General features: G+C 68.7%; 13 protein-coding genes, 1 tRNA gene and 4 pseudogenes. 8 read left to right on the top strand and 10 right to left on the bottom strand.

All coding sequences use genetic code 11. The features are described from left to right. Positions 1–105: 105 nt before the first annotated feature. Both OG747_RS20645 and OG747_RS20640 read right to left on the bottom strand, forming a co-directional pair. Positions 106–1,326 (bottom strand): DMT family transporter, encoded by a 1,221-nt coding sequence (locus OG747_RS20645; RefSeq protein WP_405880804.1) that lies wholly within the window; start codon positions 1,324–1,326, stop codon positions 106–108. Positions 1,327–1,601: 275 nt separating this feature from the next. After that, on the bottom strand, positions 1,602–2,027 hold the full coding sequence (locus OG747_RS20640) for an organic hydroperoxide resistance protein (RefSeq protein ID WP_405880803.1): 426 nt from the start codon (positions 2,025–2,027) through the stop codon (positions 1,602–1,604). Positions 2,028–2,325: 298 nt separating this feature from the next. On the opposite strand from OG747_RS20640, the gene OG747_RS20635 reads away from it, so the two are divergent. Then, the gene (locus OG747_RS20635; RefSeq protein ID WP_405880802.1) at positions 2,326–3,282 is read left to right on the top strand and encodes a helix-turn-helix transcriptional regulator; all 957 of its coding nucleotides are present in this window, start codon (positions 2,326–2,328) and stop codon (positions 3,280–3,282) included. After that, positions 3,279–3,830, top strand: coding sequence for a hypothetical protein (locus OG747_RS20630; protein WP_405880801.1), 552 nt, complete (start codon positions 3,279–3,281; stop codon positions 3,828–3,830). The genes OG747_RS20635 and OG747_RS20630 overlap by 4 nt, the downstream gene beginning before the upstream one ends. 257 nt (positions 3,831–4,087) lie before the next feature. Here OG747_RS20630 and OG747_RS20625 read toward each other — a convergent pair. The 3 genes and pseudogenes from OG747_RS20625 to OG747_RS20615 form a co-directional block, all read right to left on the bottom strand. After that, positions 4,088–4,318: pseudogene (locus tag OG747_RS20625) on the bottom strand (RNA-binding protein); the annotation flags it as partial. Between the two features lie 87 nt (positions 4,319–4,405). After that, a pseudogene (locus tag OG747_RS20620) lies at positions 4,406–4,489 on the bottom strand (transposase); the annotation flags it as partial. A gap of 359 nt (positions 4,490–4,848) precedes the next feature. After that, positions 4,849–4,922: transfer RNA gene (locus OG747_RS20615), tRNA-Gly, on the bottom strand. Between the two features lie 503 nt (positions 4,923–5,425). On the opposite strand from OG747_RS20615, the gene dcd reads away from it, so the two are divergent. Further along, positions 5,426–6,001, top strand: a complete 576-nt coding sequence (dcd, locus tag OG747_RS20610) for a dCTP deaminase (RefSeq protein WP_405880800.1) — start codon at positions 5,426–5,428, stop codon at positions 5,999–6,001. A 28-nt stretch (positions 6,002–6,029) separates the two neighbouring features. Continuing rightward, positions 6,030–6,527, top strand: a complete 498-nt coding sequence (locus OG747_RS20605) for a phosphoribosyltransferase (protein ID WP_405880799.1) — start codon at positions 6,030–6,032, stop codon at positions 6,525–6,527. Positions 6,528–6,641: 114 nt separating this feature from the next. On the opposite strand, the gene OG747_RS20600 is transcribed toward OG747_RS20605, so the two are convergent. Together OG747_RS20600 and OG747_RS20595 are read right to left on the bottom strand one after the other, a co-directional pair. Beyond that, positions 6,642–7,679 carry a Yip1 family protein gene (locus tag OG747_RS20600; protein WP_405880798.1) on the bottom strand — a complete coding sequence of 346 codons (1,038 nt, stop codon included), beginning with the start codon at positions 7,677–7,679 and terminating at the stop codon, positions 6,642–6,644. Positions 7,680–7,806: 127 nt separating this feature from the next. Continuing rightward, positions 7,807–8,094, bottom strand: a pseudogene (locus tag OG747_RS20595) (hypothetical protein); the annotation flags it as partial. Here OG747_RS20595 and OG747_RS20590 point away from each other — a divergent pair. Continuing rightward, positions 8,064–8,995: pseudogene (locus OG747_RS20590) on the top strand (Tat pathway signal sequence domain protein); the annotation flags it as partial. The pseudogenes OG747_RS20595 and OG747_RS20590 overlap by 31 nt on opposite strands. A gap of 207 nt (positions 8,996–9,202) precedes the next feature. Here OG747_RS20590 and OG747_RS20585 read toward each other — a convergent pair. Together OG747_RS20585 and OG747_RS20580 are read right to left on the bottom strand one after the other, a co-directional pair. Continuing rightward, positions 9,203–9,457 carry a GntR family transcriptional regulator gene (locus OG747_RS20585; protein ID WP_405880797.1) on the bottom strand — a complete coding sequence of 85 codons (255 nt, stop codon included), beginning with the start codon at positions 9,455–9,457 and terminating at the stop codon, positions 9,203–9,205. 50 nt (positions 9,458–9,507) lie between these two features. Continuing rightward, complete coding sequence (locus tag OG747_RS20580; protein WP_405880796.1) at positions 9,508–9,765, bottom strand: GntR family transcriptional regulator; 258 nt, start codon at positions 9,763–9,765, stop codon at positions 9,508–9,510. A gap of 155 nt (positions 9,766–9,920) precedes the next feature. On the opposite strand from OG747_RS20580, the gene OG747_RS20575 reads away from it, so the two are divergent. Beyond that, positions 9,921–10,220 (top strand): hypothetical protein, encoded by a 300-nt coding sequence (locus OG747_RS20575; RefSeq protein WP_405880795.1) that lies wholly within the window; start codon positions 9,921–9,923, stop codon positions 10,218–10,220. Continuing rightward, complete coding sequence (locus OG747_RS20570; protein ID WP_405880794.1) at positions 10,220–10,501, top strand: hypothetical protein; 282 nt, start codon at positions 10,220–10,222, stop codon at positions 10,499–10,501. The genes OG747_RS20575 and OG747_RS20570 overlap by 1 nt, the downstream gene beginning before the upstream one ends. Positions 10,502–10,604: 103 nt before the next feature. Here OG747_RS20570 and OG747_RS20565 read toward each other — a convergent pair whose 3' ends face one another. Beyond that, positions 10,605–12,872, bottom strand: a complete 2,268-nt coding sequence (locus OG747_RS20565; RefSeq protein ID WP_405880793.1) for a (Fe-S)-binding protein — start codon at positions 12,870–12,872, stop codon at positions 10,605–10,607. 271 nt (positions 12,873–13,143) lie between these two features. On the opposite strand from OG747_RS20565, the gene OG747_RS20560 reads away from it, so the two are divergent. Next, on the top strand, positions 13,144–14,259 hold the full coding sequence (locus tag OG747_RS20560) for an MraY family glycosyltransferase (RefSeq protein ID WP_405880792.1): 1,116 nt from the start codon (positions 13,144–13,146) through the stop codon (positions 14,257–14,259). The last annotated feature ends 51 nt before the right edge of the window (positions 14,260–14,310 follow it).

Genomic DNA, 14,310 nt, shown 5'->3' with positions numbered 1-14,310 from the left:
TGGGTGATGCCCCCTTCTGAGGACTGGAGGGTGCGGAGATCCATCCCCCGCCCCTGACGCTCGGTCCGGACACGACCGCGCCCGGGCTGCGATCGGATGGGCGGCCTACCGCCGCCGTCCGCGGTCCGCCCATGACTCGGCGGGAGCGTCGAGGTTCGGCTCCTCTTCCTCTGTGCGTGGCATGCGCGGCATGCGCAAGAACAAGGTGTCGAACGCCCCCGCACCGTGATAGGTGGTGAGGGTGACCGTTGGGCTCTCGTCCCCGGTGTACCTTGCCCAGTCCACTCTGGGGTCTTGTCGGGCGGGGTCCGGGAACGTCGGGTGCCGCAGTGCGGGCGGAGGCTGGGGTGGGTCGGGGGCGTAGGCCGGGTACGGCGGTATTCCTGTACTGAGGTGTCTGCCCTGCTGGGCCATGGTTTGTTCCGCGACGCCGCTCGTGACCACGACCGTGACGCCTACGATGATCAACAGGAGCCCGGGCACGGTCGCGGGCTTGATGCCCTGCCCCATGAACCACCACGCGGCGAGCGCCGCCACGGGCGTCTCCAGCAGGAGTAGGACGCTCATTGTCGTCGCCGATGCCCTGCCGAGGGCGAAGTTCAGTGAGCCGAGTCCCAGGATCTGGGGAAGGACGAGCAGCCCGAGCAGCGACAGTTGCGTGGATCTGTCGAAGCCCGTCAGCGGGATGTGGGCCAGTCGGCAGACGGCGAGGAGTTCCACACCGCAGACCAGCGAAGTGAACGTCGAATACAGCGGCGTGCTCACATCCGCGCGCGACCGTTCGCTCAGCGCGGTGTAACCGGCCTGGGCGACGGCCCCGGCGAGGGCGAGCATGTCCCCCAGCAGCGCCGTACCGCCGGACCTGATGTCGAGACCGCCCGCCGCGGCCGCGCCCAGCACGGCGAGCGCGAGACCCGCCCAGGTCCGGCGGGACGTCCGCACGCCCTGGCCCGCGGCGATGAGGGCCTGCCAGACGGGCTGGGTGGCGACGAGGGCCGTGGAGATGGCGACCGAAGTCAGTCGGGTGCTCGTCATGAAGGCCGCGAAGTGCAGGGCGAGCGCCGTGGCCGCGAGGAAACCGAAGACCAGGGGCCGCCACTGCTCCCGGCGCAGGATGCCGCGCTCGCCCCGAGCGACGCGCACCACCTCGCGACGGCGCAGTAACAGCAGGAGAGGCCCGAGCACGGCGAAGCCCAGGCAGTTGCGCCAGAAGGCCATGGCGAGCGGCGAGGCGGAGGCGGCGGCGGTGAGCGGAGCAGTGGCCGAGACGGAGACCACGGTGACTGCCATCGCCGCCATGGACAGCGGATCGAGCCTGGACTTCACGCCTTCGTACCGCCGTCCGCGGTAAGTCCGATATTGGTCACTGGGCACGCGGTTTCTGGGAAGTTGGGGCGGCGGCTCAGGGCTTCGCCGGCGGAAGTGAGACGGTTCGGCGCCGACGTGAGCCGAGGTTGCCGGGTGGCCCGACGGGGAGAGTCCTCACCGGCCGAACAACCCCCGGCTGTGGTGGCCAACGGGCCTGGTGGGCACGGCTGCCGCCACCACACGGCGGCAGCAGCCGCTGAGTTTCTTCGGGGGCGTCGGCCGTCCGAAGTCCCTTACTGGACCGTGGCCGTGAGGGTCACCTCGATGTTCCCCCGGGTGGCGTTGGAGTACGGGCACACTTCATGAGTGGCCTTCATCAACTGGTCGGCGGTGGACTGCTCCAGGCCCGGCAGGTGCGCGGTCAGCGACACGGCCAGGGTGAAACCGCCGGCCTCCCGCGCCAGCAGGCTCACCTTCGACTGCACGGTCGAGGCCGCTAGTTCGACCCCCTGCCCGCGCGTGATCAGGCGCAGTCCGTTGTGGAAGCAGGCGGCGTATCCGGCGGCAAAGAGCTGCTCCGGGTTGGTCCTGTCGCCGCCGGGGCCGCCCATCTCCTTCGGGACCGCCAGGACTTCATCCAGGACGCCGTCGAGGGACCGGACTTCGCCGTTGCGACCGTCACCGGTCGACAGGGCCTCGGTGGTGTACAGCGCAGACATGTTGTTTCCCTTTCGTGAGACGCGGTCCGGCCGGTACGCCGGACATCGCGTCCGGGACGTGGTGGGCGGGGATGCCGTGGCCAAGTGAGTCGGGCCGAGCCGAAGCCGGGACCGCGTGGACGGCGAAGCCGCCGTGCCGGGTTCCGGGCCGGTGACGCCGGTCGGCCCCCGCCCGTGTTCCGTTGCGGGGGCGGCCCTGCGTCCTGCTCGTGGCTCCGAGTGTGCTGGCGTCGGCTGCTTGCAGCCTGCCCTTGCCAGGGGCAGGCTGCCTGGCGTCCCGGTGCTCGATACTCGGCGCATGGACAAGAAGCCGCGGTTGGGGGAGTTCCTCAAGATGCGCCGGTCGCAGTTGCAGCCGGCGGACGTAGGGCTCCCGGATTTCGGGGAGCGTCGTCGTGTGCCGGGTCTGCGCCGTGACGAGCTGGCCCAGCTCGCCGGGGTGGGCCTGTCCTACTACACGCGGCTGGAGCAGGGGCTCTCGCTCAACGCGTCACCGGAGGTGCTGGACGCGCTGGCCCGTGCCCTCGGGTTGGACGAGGTGGAGCGGGCCCATCTGCACGACCTGGCCCGCGCCTCGCGCCGCACCGGGACCCGGCGCAGGCCCGCGCCGGAGCGGGCGGGTGACACGACCCAGCAGTTGCTCGACGCGTTCGGCGACGCACCCGCGGTCGTGCTCGGGCGCCGCAGCGACGTACTGGCCTGGAACCGTACGGGACACGCCCTGTTCGCCGGGCATCTGGACCCGCACATCCCCGATCAGCCCGACCAGCGCCCGAACACGGCCCGGCTGGTCTTCCTGGACGCGCACACCCGGGACCTGTACGACGCGGACTGGCCGAAGAAGGCCAGGGACGTGGTGGGGAAGCTGCGGCTCGCCGTCGGGCAGCATCCGGACGATCCTCGGCTGGCCGCGCTGATCGGTGAACTGGCCATGAAGAGCGCAGAGTTCACCACGATGTGGTCCGAACACCGGGTCAGGAAGTGGGACCTGGCGACGTACCGCATGCACCATCCGCTGGTAGGCCGCATGCAGCTCAACCTCCAGACCCTGAACGTCCCGCAGGAGGAGGGCCAGCGCATAGTCGTGGCGACCGCCGACGCCGGGACCGCGTCAGCGGCAGCGCTGTGCCTACTCGCCCAGACCGGCGTCCCGACAGCTATTCCAACCACACGGCAGGCGGGACGCACCGAGACTCCGGAATCCCCACGGGACGGGGCCGACAGCCGGAGCCAGGCGCTTATGCGGAAGCGATGACCGCGCCGCGCCACCCAACGAGACCGGGCCGACACAGGGGGCGGCCGCCGGCGACTTCGCCTTCTCATCGCAACCCGTTCCACTACTGCCAGATCTCTCCGATCGACCCGCTGCACTCTCTCGACATACTTCTGGCCGGCGCAACCACCACGGCACTGCTGACCCTCGGCGTCTTCGCCGGCAGCGCCGGCGCGTCTGCCGCCCCCGCCACCACCGCGTCGGTGTCGGCCATGGACTCCGGCTCCCGGGCCCCCGCCGATGTCGTCTCTCATCCGTTTGCGCTCTACATCGACAACACCTTCGCCGAGTACCTCGCGGGCGTCGAGGGCCTGAGCGGCAACCAGGTGACCTTGGTACGCGGTGCGACCCGTAGCCAGGCCCTCGACAACTTGATCAACTTGCCTGCGGGCCAGCGGAAGAACATCTCCGTCCAGGTGCTCGACGACAACGGCAACCCGGTCAAGACCTACAACATCGCCAACGCGCAGCCCATTCGCTACGACGGTACAAACGTCACCCTCCAGTTCTCACAGATCATCGTGTCGTAGGCAGTTCGCTGCCGGAACGCGGTGGCCTGACCCCCGGGACCACTGACCTGAGGAGCAGTGCATGGCGGAGATCCAGATCGAGGTCGACGTTCCGGGCCGGCACGAGAGCTGGCTTTCCAGGCGCTACCGAGGCTTGAACTCGGGAGACAGCGGGATTCTGCTCCCATGAGCCCGCGCAGTGCGCCATCGGCTCCAGGTCCAGTACGTGCGGGCTAGAGCAGAACGATCTCGATCGCGAGGGCGCCGAGGGCTTCCTTCTAGGGTGGGTAGATGGCGCGGATGTTGGCCAGTTGCTGGTCGCGGGTGGCGGTCGGGTTGACGTTGGCCGCCCCCTCACCGTCGAGCAGGGCGGCGAAGTCGGCGTACTCAGTGAGCCGGGCGATTCTGACCTCGCAGGTCTCGTCGGTGCCCTTGATGCGGAAGCGGATGGTGCCGCCGGCTGCGAGGTCGGCGAGGTGCGGGTATTTCACCCGTACCTCGATGGTCTTGGTGATCAGGCGGCCGATCTCGGCTGCGGAGTACGAGCGGAAGAAGCGGCGGGGGCCGGACAGCAGGGTCGCTGTCAGGGCCAGCAGCTGCTCGGCGTACTCGGCGTGGCCGGTGCCGTCGAGGGTGAAGTAGCGCAGGGCGGTGAACTGGGCTTCGATGCGGTTGAGCCAGGGGGGTAATGAGCACCACTGACAACGCGGCTCCCGAACGGGTGGCGGGGCTCGTGCGGTGAGCCGAGAACGGCCGCCGCGGCCCCGGGCCGGTCATCGCACGTCGTGGTCTGCACGTAGCTGCCGTGAACTGCTGCTTTGCGTAAGCGACTTCGCAGACACAGCGCGCAGTAGTGGTGCAGGTCACATGAAATGCGTCTCGCCATTTGAGACGATTGAGGGGCAAGTTGTCCAAAGTGGCCCGTGAGCACCCCTGAAGTGGCCGCTTCGCCTCGACTTAGGGCACGCAGAGGGCGCGCAACCCCCAAATTGGACTAGACAACAAACAAACCCCAGGTTGTTGACCTGGGGTTTCATAATGGAGCGGGTGACGAGAATCGAACTCGCACTCTCAGCTTGGGAAGCTGATGTTCTACCACTAAACTACACCCGCGCAAGACGCCGGTTGGCCCGGTGTCGAATGCTCGCTCACTCTACCTCATGCCTGGTCCCTGGCGCTGACGTCATGGGATCGGTGCGCGTTTCGGGGGGTGGACGCGGGTGCGGGGGGCGGGAGTTGGGGCGTACGGTGGGGGCGTGGAAGAGGGTCTGGGCGGGGTTGGAGTGCCGCCTGGAGGGCCGTCCCTTTCATCCCGTAATGTGGCCGCCGTCGTCAACCAGACGCGGCTCTTGGGGAAGGGACTCTGAGGACTTGATGGAGCGCACCGTCGTCCGTTGTGCCGAGGGGCACGTGTTCAGCACCGCTTCGTTCCCGATGCAGCAGGCCGAGCGGCTCGGCCCCGGTCGATTGATCCGGTGTCCGCGGTGTACGCGGCTCCGGAACGTCGTTCCGGTCACGCTCGAAAAGCGCTAGGACCCAGCGGTAGGACCCAGCGGTAGGACCGGGGGCGCGGGGACTGTTCACAATTGGAGACAGTCCCCGCGTATCCTCGGGGCGTGCTTCTCTCAGACAAGGACATCCGGGCCGAGATCGACGCAGGCCGGGTGCGCATCGCCCCGTACGACGAATCCATGGTGCAGCCCTCGAGCATCGACGTGCGGCTCGACCGCTACTTCCGGGTGTTCGAGAATCACCGCTACCCGCATATCGACCCCTCCGTCGAGCAGGCGGATCTGACGCGGCTCGTCGAGCCCGAGGGGGATGAGCCGTTCATCCTGCACCCCGGGGAGTTCGTTCTCGCCAGTACGTACGAGGTGATCACGCTTCCCGTGGATCTTGCCTCGCGGCTGGAGGGCAAGAGTTCGCTCGGACGGCTGGGGCTCGTCACGCACTCCACCGCCGGGTTCATCGACCCCGGGTTCTCCGGGCATGTGACCCTCGAACTGTCCAATCTCGCGACGCTTCCGATCAAGCTCTGGCCCGGTATGAAGATCGGGCAGTTGTGCATGTTCCGGCTCAGCTCGCCTGCCGAGTTCCCGTACGGCAGCGACCGGTACGGGTCCCGCTACCAGGGCCAGCGCGGGCCGACCGCCTCCCGGTCCTTCCTCAATTTCCATCGGACCCAGGTGTGACGGATGGCGGAACGGCGAGGGTATGAGCATGTCTGACGTGCGGGAGAACCTCACCTACGAGCGGTTCGGGGTCGCGGTCCGCGAGCTGGCCCAGACCATTGCCGACGACGGGTATGAGCCCGACATCGTGCTCAGCATCGCCCGCGGGGGCGTGTTCGTCGCGGGTGGGCTGGCGTACGCCCTCGACTGCAAGAACATCCATCTCGTAAATGTCGAATTTTATACCGGTGTGGGTACAACGCTCGAAATGCCCGTCATGCTCGCTCCCGTCCCCAACGCCATCGACTTCTCCGACAAGAAGGTCCTGATCACCGACGACGTCGCCGACACCGGCAAGACGCTCAAGCTCGTGCACGACTTCTGCGTCGACACCGTCGCCGAGGTCCGCAGCGCCGTGATCTATGAGAAGTCCCACTCGCTGGTGAAGTGCGAGTACGTGTGGAAGCGGACCGACGACTGGATCAACTTCCCGTGGAGTGTCGAATCGCCGGTGATCAAGAGGGCCGGGCAGGTTCTCGACGCCTGATCGCCTGATCCGGCGTACGGAGACACCCGCGTACGGAGACAAAGAGGCCCCCGGCAGTGCTCCTCAAGCGCCGGGGGCCCTCTCGTACGTACTCGACGTACCGCGCGTGCCAGGCTAGAACGTGCCCAGCTTGATGATCGAGAGGATCGCGATCAGCTGGATCGCCGACGCGCCGAGCGCCTTCGGCCACGGGAGGTCGTGGGACTTGCTGACCATGAGGGTCAGCAGGGCGCCCGCCGCCACCCAGGTCACCCAGCCGAGCAGCTGGACGAAGGACGCGTCGCCGCCGAAGAACATGGCCACGACCAGGCGCGGGGCGTCGGTGATGGACATGATCAGCATGGAGAGGCCGACCGTGGGCTGCCAGGCGCCGTCGCCGCCGAGCTGGCGGGCCAGGGTGTGGGTGACCACGCCCAGGATGAACGTGCTGATGACGAACGCCACGGCCGTCGTCAGGACGATCGGGACGGCATTGGAGAGGGTGGCGTTGATGGCGTCCTTGCGGGCGCCGTCGAAGCCGAAGACCGCCAGCAGGCCGTAGAGGAACGTCACGATCAGGGCCGGGGCCCACATCGTGTAGTCGCGCATCTGGAGGAAGGTCTGGTTGGGGGCCATGACGATGCCCCTCAGCAGGTCCTTCCAGCGCAGGCGGGGGCCGACGGGCGGGGCCGCGGCCTGGCCGGCGCGGTACGTCTCGCCCTGGTTGTAAGGGTCCTCGCCGACCGAGAACGCCTGGGTGTGACCGGGGCTGTTCGCCGCGTACGGGTCCGGGCCCTGCTGCGGGTGACCGTCGCCGAAGTACTCCGGCTCGCCGTGGCCGCCGGCGCCGCCGCCATGGCTCTGGGGCCAGCCCTGCTGACCGCTGCCGCCGCCGTACTGCTGACCGCCACCACCGTAGGGCTGACTTCCGTACGGCCGCTGCTGCTGGTGTTGCGGCGGCGCGGGCGGGTAGCCGTACGGCGGCTGCTGGCCTCCCTGCGGGGCCTGCTGTCCGTACGACGGTCGGTGTTGTTGCGGTCGCGCTTGCGGGGCCTGGTTGTCCCGGCCGCGTCCGATCCTGAATCCAGCCACGTCATCGAACGTACCTGGTCCCGCGGAGTGAGGTGGTGGGCGCGGGCCTGCGGGGAGGGGTTTGGGGCCGAGCTGTGACATCCCCTAAGGGGAAAGGCGCCGGTGTCCCTTACGGGGCCCGTGGGAACGGCGGAGGCCGGGCCCGTGGGTACACGGGCCCGGCGTGACGTACGGAAGAGACCGTGAAGAGGCCGTACGTAAGGCGGGGTCAGTCCGCGAAGTTGGCGCCGAAGGGCGGGGTGCCCGTCGTCGAGACGCCCGTGTCGGCCGGCCAGATGGCGCGGGAGCCGGTCGTGGTGATCTTCGAGCCGTTGGAGGGCAGGTAGGTGACGGTGCCGTCGCCGCCGTTCTCGTAGGAGCCGACGAGGAGGTCGGCCTTGCCGTTGCCGCTGACGTCGTCGAGCTTCGTGTCCAGGCCGAAGCTGTCGCCCTTCTCGTCGGTTCCGAGGACGCCCGGCGTGCTCTGGGCGAAGGCCTGGGCGCCGGAGGAGGTGTTGCGCGGGCGGCGCGCTGTCCTCGCTGCTCGGGGCGTCCGGCGACAGTCCGATCTACGACAAGTACCTCAAGGAGCTCGGCGCCGCCGCGCGTCCGACGCGATCTTCGCCACCGGCGCCCGGTGCCCCATCACCGACCTCGAACACGCCGACGGCGCATACGAGTTCAACTGGGGCACCAACGTCACGGCGAGCACCGGCAAGGTCGTCGACCAGACCGTGTCCAAGGCGCTCCAGTCCCAGTTCGCCGAGTACCAGGCCTCCCTGAAGCTGCGGGGCCTGAACGGCTTCGGCCGGCTCGCGGCCCGCAACTACGACGACTACCTGGTGGAGACCTACCTCCAGCCGTCGGCCACCAAGTACCTCACGGACCTGTCGGACTCCGCCCGCGCGACCTACCTCGCCGCGAACACGTTCATCACCTGGTCCGACGGCAAGGCCACCTTCTCCTGGGCCGACTTCCTCACCCACGTGGGTGCCCGCAAGAAGACCACCCCGGCCTTCGACGCCTTCGACCTGTCCGCGGGCGAGAACAACGAGTTCGGCGTCGACACCACCGAGGCGCGGCACTTCACGGCGTACGGCGCGAAGAACGACACCACCGGCCTCAGCACCAAGCGGGTCGCGAGCGACATCCCCGAGAAGCTCGACCTGATGAACCCGATGTACCACCTGGCGAAGCGGAACCCGGGTCGCTCCAAGCACTGGTGGATCCGCCTCGGGACCAAGGACTCCGACACCTCGCTGACGGTGTCCGCCAACCTCGCCGCCGCGGCCGAGAACCTGGGCGACGACGTCAACCACCTCTACTACTGGGACGAGGGCCACGGCTCGAACATCGACCCGGCCGACTTCCTCAAGTGGATCGCCAAGGTGACGGGCGACAGGCACTCCGCGAAGTAGCCGCCCCACCGCGACGCCGAGCCCATGCATCACCGGGCTCGGCGTCGCGGTCTGCGCGTGTGCGAATCCGGTTGCCGGGTCTTCGGGGCTGAGCGGTGGGCAAGGAGCGTGGGGGGTCAGGCAGGGTTGGCGCAGGGAATGTGACACTCGGCGCTCAAGTGTCACATTCCGGCGGGACACAGGTCCGGTAGGCAGGCGCCGTCGACCTCAGCCTTCGGCGGCGGGCTTCGCAGACTGCTCGGCGACGAACGAGCCGAGGCCGGGCTCCGTGTAGGTCAGCCCTTCCTCGCGCAGCGCACGGAGCACCTTTTGGGCGGTCGCGTTGGCGATCCCGAACTCCGCCGTGAGCTGCACAACGGAGGGGACGCGTGTGCGCGGCGGATACGTGCCGTCGGCGATCCGGCCGCGCACCACCTCGGCCACCTGGCGCCAACGGGGGATGTCGGGAACAAATTCGATCACCGCTCCAGCATGCGCATGTCTAGGGCCCCACGCGCTGCCTTTCTGCGGCTTCACCCGCCAGTGGTGGGTTCCACGGGCTGTTCGGCGACGAACGAGCCGAGGCCGACCTCGGCGCGGATGAGCCCTTCCGCCTTGAGGTGGGCCAATGCCTTCTGCGCGGTCGAGGCCGCGATGCCGAACTCGGCCGACAGTTCTACGACGGACGGCACTCGGGCACCCACGGGGTAGTCGCCGTCAGCGATACGGGTGGCGATGGCTGCGGCGACCTGCCGCCAGACGGGTCGGGTTCGGTCGAGTTCGGGGCTCATGCAGTGGACGCTAAAACTCTGCGGTAGACCGCGCGACCGCGGTAGACTGCAATAGGCCGCGAACGGAGCTGTGCGCGGAGACATGAAAACCCCCGCGACGGGAGCAAGCCGTCCGGGGGCGTGGCCACCAGCCGAACCTGAACGGAGCTGATGACATGACCGACCTTATCCGCCGTCTCACCGCCTGGGTGGGCCTCCTGCTCATCCCACCCGGTACGCACCGCACGCGCCCGGCCTGTCCGGCACGGGCTGTCTCGCCCAGGCCGAGAGTCACGCTCCCTGTCCACCGCAGCCCGTACGGCCTGGACACCCCCCTCGACGGCACCGCCACCGTCGCCGTACGCCCGTACGTGACCGCCCACGAGCAGCGTGAGCGGCGGCGCGAACTCGTCCTGGCCACCCTGGGGCTGGACATGCCCGGTCCGTACTGGATCCACGGGCTGGAGGTCGCCTGATGGAAGCGGAATCGCCACGCCTGTTGCCCTGGTCCGGCTCCGAGGGCAAGCCCTGCTACCTGATCACCGACGACCACGGCGGACCCGTCTCCCGCCTGGCCGATGCGGCGGAATCCATCCAGCTCGGCATGGGCACGGAACTGCTCGCGCACGCCCACGACATGCTCCCGGACACCCCGCCGGGCGAACTCCGCTTCCTCGCCGAGCGCCTGACCGAGGCCCTCCAGGACGCACTCCGCGTCGCCGAGAGCCGAGGCCGACGGCTGCATCACCTGAACTGAACACGACGACTGGACTGAACACGACGACGCCCCATGCCCCCGGGCTGAACCAGGGGCACGGGGCGTCGTCGTCTTGAAAGGCTCGGCCTCTTGAAAGGTTCGGCTACTTCACCGGCTCCGGCTCAGGCTCGCTCTCCGCCTCCGCCGCCCCCGCCGGGTCGACCGGCGTCCTGACGGAGTCGAGGAGCAGCTGGGCGACGTCCACGACCTGGATGGACTCCTTGGCCTGGCCGTCGTTCTTCTTGCCGTTGACCGAGTCGGTCAGCATCACGAGGCAGAAGGGGCAGGCCGTCGAGACGATGTCGGGGTTGAGGGACAGGGCCTCGTCGACGCGCTCGTTGTTGATGCGCTTGCCGATCCGCTCCTCCATCCACATCCGCGCACCACCGGCACCACAGCAGAAGCCGCGCTCCTTGTGGCGGTGCATCTCCTGCTGGCGCAGGCCCGGGACGGCCGACATGATCTCGCGCGGGGGCGTGTAGATCTTGTTGTGGCGGCCCAGGTAGCAGGGGTCGTGGTAGGTGATCAGACCCTCGACCGGGGTGACCGGGAGCAGCTTGCCCTCGTCGATGAGGTGCTGGAGCAGCTGGGTGTGGTGGATGACCTCGTAGTCGCCGCCGAGCTGCGGGTACTCGTTGCCGATCGTGTTGAGGCAGTGCGGGCAGGTCGCGACGATCTTCTTCGCGGACTTCGGCTTCTTGGTCGACTCGTCCTCGTCGTCTTCCCCGAACGCCATGTTCAGCGCCGCCACGTTCTCCATGCCGAGCTCCTGGAACAGGGGCTCGTTGCCGAGGCGGCGGGCGGAGTCACCGGTGCACTTCTCGTCGCCGCCCATGATCGCGAACTTCACGCCCGCGATGTGGAGGAGCTCCGCGAAGGCCTTCGTCGTCTTCTTGGCGCGGTCTTCGAGGGCGCCGGCGCAGCCGACCCAGTACAGGTACTCGACCTCGGACAGGTCCTCGATGTCGCGTCCGACCACCGGGATCTCGAAGTCGACTTCCTTCGTCCACTCCAGGCGCTGCTTCTTGGCCAGACCCCAGGGGTTGCCCTTCTTCTCCAGGTTCTTGAGCATCGTGCCCGCCTCGGACGGGAACGCGCTCTCGATCATGACCTGGTAGCGGCGCATGTCGACGATGTGGTCGATGTGCTCGATGTCGACCGGGCACTGCTCGACACAGGCGCCGCAGGTGGTGCAGGACCACAGGACGTCCGGGTCGATGACGCCGTTCTCCTCGGCGGTGCCGATGAGGGGGCGCTCGGCCTCGGCGAGGGCGGCCGCGGGGACGTCCTTGAGCTGCTCCTCGGACGCCTTCTCCTCGCCCTCCATGCTCTTGCCGCCGCCGGCCAGCAGGTACGGGGCCTTGGCGTGCGCGTGGTCGCGCAGCGACATGATGAGGAGCTTGGGGGAGAGGGGCTTGCCCGTGTTCCAGGCGGGGCACTGCGACTGGCAGCGGCCGCACTCGGTGCACGTGGAGAAGTCCAGCAGGCCCTTCCAGGAGAACTGCTCGACCTGGGACACACCGAAGACGTCGTCCTCACCGGGGTCGGTGAAGTCGATGGCCTTGCCGTCGCTGGTCATCGGGAGCAGCTCGCCGAGGGCGGTCTCACCCTTGGCGTTGCGCTTGAACCAGATGTTGGGGAAGGCGAGGAAGCGGTGCCAGGCGACACCCATGTTGGTGTTCAGGCCGACCGTGATCGCCCAGCCCATGGTGACGCCGAGCTTGATCATGGCGGTCAGGTAGACCAGGTTCTGCAGGGTCCCGAAGCTGAGGCCCTTGAAGGCGGCGACCAGGGGGTACGAGGCCCAGTACGCGGCCTCGTAGTGGTCGACACCGTGGATCGCGCCCTCCAGGCCGCGCAGGGTCATGATCGCGAGGCCGATGACGAGGATCACGGCCTCGACGAAGTACGCCTGACCTGTCTTGGAGCCCGCGAAGCGCGACTTGCGGCCGGGCTTCGACGGCCGGTTCAGCTGCCGGATCGCGATCAGTACGAGGATGCCGAGCGTCGTGAACAGTGCGATGAACTCGGTGTACAGCTCGTACGGCAGCCAGTCGCCGAGCACCGGCAGTGTCCAGTCGGCCTTGAACAGCTGGCCGTAGGCCGTGACGATCGTCAGGCCCAGGGTCAGGAAGCCGACGGCCACGAACCAGTGCGCGACGCCGATGATCCCCCACCGGTTCATACGGGTGTGGCCGACGAACTCCTTGGCCAGCGTGACGCTGCGGGCCTTCCAGTCGTCGGTACGGCTGCCGGCGGGTACGGGCTGGCCGAGCTTGATGAACCGGTAGATCTGCGCGACGGCCCGGGCGATCAGCGCAACGCCGACCACGGTCAGGACCAGCGACACAATGATCGCGGCGAGTTGCATTCGGGGGCTCCTCGGGCCTGCGAGGTGTTGCTTCGAGTGTGACCTCGAAGGTGATTACTAAGCGGTAACTTATGCGGTCCGTCTGAGACTACCCATATCTTCCGCCGCACTGTAGTCAGCGGTGCGGTGATCTGCGTCGCTGAGGGGCACCTGAGTGGGGCGTCTCCTTCTCGGGTGTCGACTGGGGGGTCGACTGGGGGCGTCGACCGACACGTAAACCCGATCGTGTGATCTGCGGTGTATTTATGACATTTAACCCTAAATTGGCGATGTGTTGTACGGAATCGCCGCCGCCACCGCCGCCCTGATCCTCGCCGCCGTGCTCACCGCACTCCTGCGGACGCTCGCCCTGCGCTGCGGCGTGGTCGAACGGCGGCGGGCGCGGGTGGTGCCGTTGCTCGGCGGGGTGGCGGTGGTGGCGACGACGGCGTTGGTCGCCGGGGCCGGGGACTGGACGGGTGTGGCGCCGCTGGGGCCCGCGGCCGGGCGGCTGCTGGTCGCCGGGGTCGCCGTCGGCGTCCTTGGGCTGTTCGCCGACCTGTTGTCCGTAGTGCTTCCCCTCCAGGTTCCGCTCCGGATTCCCCTCCGGATTTCCCTCCAGGTTCCCCTTCAGGTGGCCGTCGTGGCCGTCCAGGTGGCCGTCGCCGCCGCGCTGACCGTGCCGTACGACGAGCTCGGGCCGGTGGTCGGGGTGGTGGCCGCCGGGTGGATCGTCCTCGTCGCGCACGCCTTCGCCTCGCTCGATCACGCCGACGGAGTGATGGGGACCGTCGCCGTGCTGACCGCCTTCGCGCTGAGCGGGTGCGCGGCCGCCGAGATCATGGACGGCCTCGCGGCGCTGCTCAGTGTGCTGGCCGCCGCGCTGACCGGGTTCCTGATGCACAACTGGCCGCCGGCCCGGATCGTGCCGGGGCGCTGCGGCGCGCTGTTCGCCGGGTTCGTGCTGGCCTCGGCCGCGGTGCGGGTGCACGCCGGGCGGGAGGCCGGGCCGGGCATGGGTGCCGTGTTCGCGCTGACGGCCGTGGCGACCGCCGATGTCGTACTCGTGCTGGTGTCGCGGCGGCGGGCCGGGCGTCCGCTGCTGCGCGGCGCCCCCGACCACCTCGTCCACCGGCTGCGGCGGCTCGGCGTCACGCCCCAGGGTGCCGCGGTCGTCGTCGGGGTCACCGGCTTCGCGGGTGCACTCGTCGGAATGCTGATCGACCTGGGGTGGTTGGGTGCGACGGCGGCCCTGTGGGTGGCGGGCGGCGCCTGTGTCGCCGTACTGGCGCTGCTTCGGATTCCCGCGTACGGGGTACGGCGTACCTCTGCCGACGCGCTGCGAATCCCGGCAAAGCGCCAGGTCAGCCCGCATGTCTCGGCGCACCTGCGCGTAAGGAACAGATAAGACTTGAGTCTCCGCGACTCAGGTCTGTTGACCCAGCGGTGGAAGTCGTGC

This window comes from Streptomyces sp. NBC_01384, assembly GCF_045040035.1.
Lineage (GTDB): Bacteria > Actinomycetota > Actinomycetes > Streptomycetales > Streptomycetaceae > Streptomyces.
Note: the sequence above shows the minus strand (reverse complement) of the source record. Positions and strands in the feature narration are given on the sequence as shown.

Bases quoted from the DNA above. Each gene is read 5' to 3' on its own strand.
- OG747_RS20640 (WP_405880803.1), bottom strand. From the start codon at position 2,027: ATGTCTGCGCTGTACACCACCGAGGCCCTGTCGACCGGTGACGGTCGC.
- OG747_RS20635 (WP_405880802.1), top strand. From the start codon at position 2,326: ATGGACAAGAAGCCGCGGTTGGGGGAGTTCCTCAAGATGCGCCGGTCG.
- OG747_RS20630 (WP_405880801.1), top strand. From the start codon at position 3,279: ATGACCGCGCCGCGCCACCCAACGAGACCGGGCCGACACAGGGGGCGG.
- OG747_RS20605 (WP_405880799.1), top strand. From the start codon at position 6,030: ATGTCTGACGTGCGGGAGAACCTCACCTACGAGCGGTTCGGGGTCGCG.
- OG747_RS20600 (WP_405880798.1), bottom strand. From the start codon at position 7,679: ATGTCACAGCTCGGCCCCAAACCCCTCCCCGCAGGCCCGCGCCCACCA.
- OG747_RS20580 (WP_405880796.1), bottom strand. From the start codon at position 9,765: ATGAGCCCCGAACTCGACCGAACCCGACCCGTCTGGCGGCAGGTCGCC.
- OG747_RS20575 (WP_405880795.1), top strand. From the start codon at position 9,921: ATGACCGACCTTATCCGCCGTCTCACCGCCTGGGTGGGCCTCCTGCTC.
- OG747_RS20570 (WP_405880794.1), top strand. From the start codon at position 10,220: ATGGAAGCGGAATCGCCACGCCTGTTGCCCTGGTCCGGCTCCGAGGGC.
- OG747_RS20565 (WP_405880793.1), bottom strand. From the start codon at position 12,872: ATGCAACTCGCCGCGATCATTGTGTCGCTGGTCCTGACCGTGGTCGGC.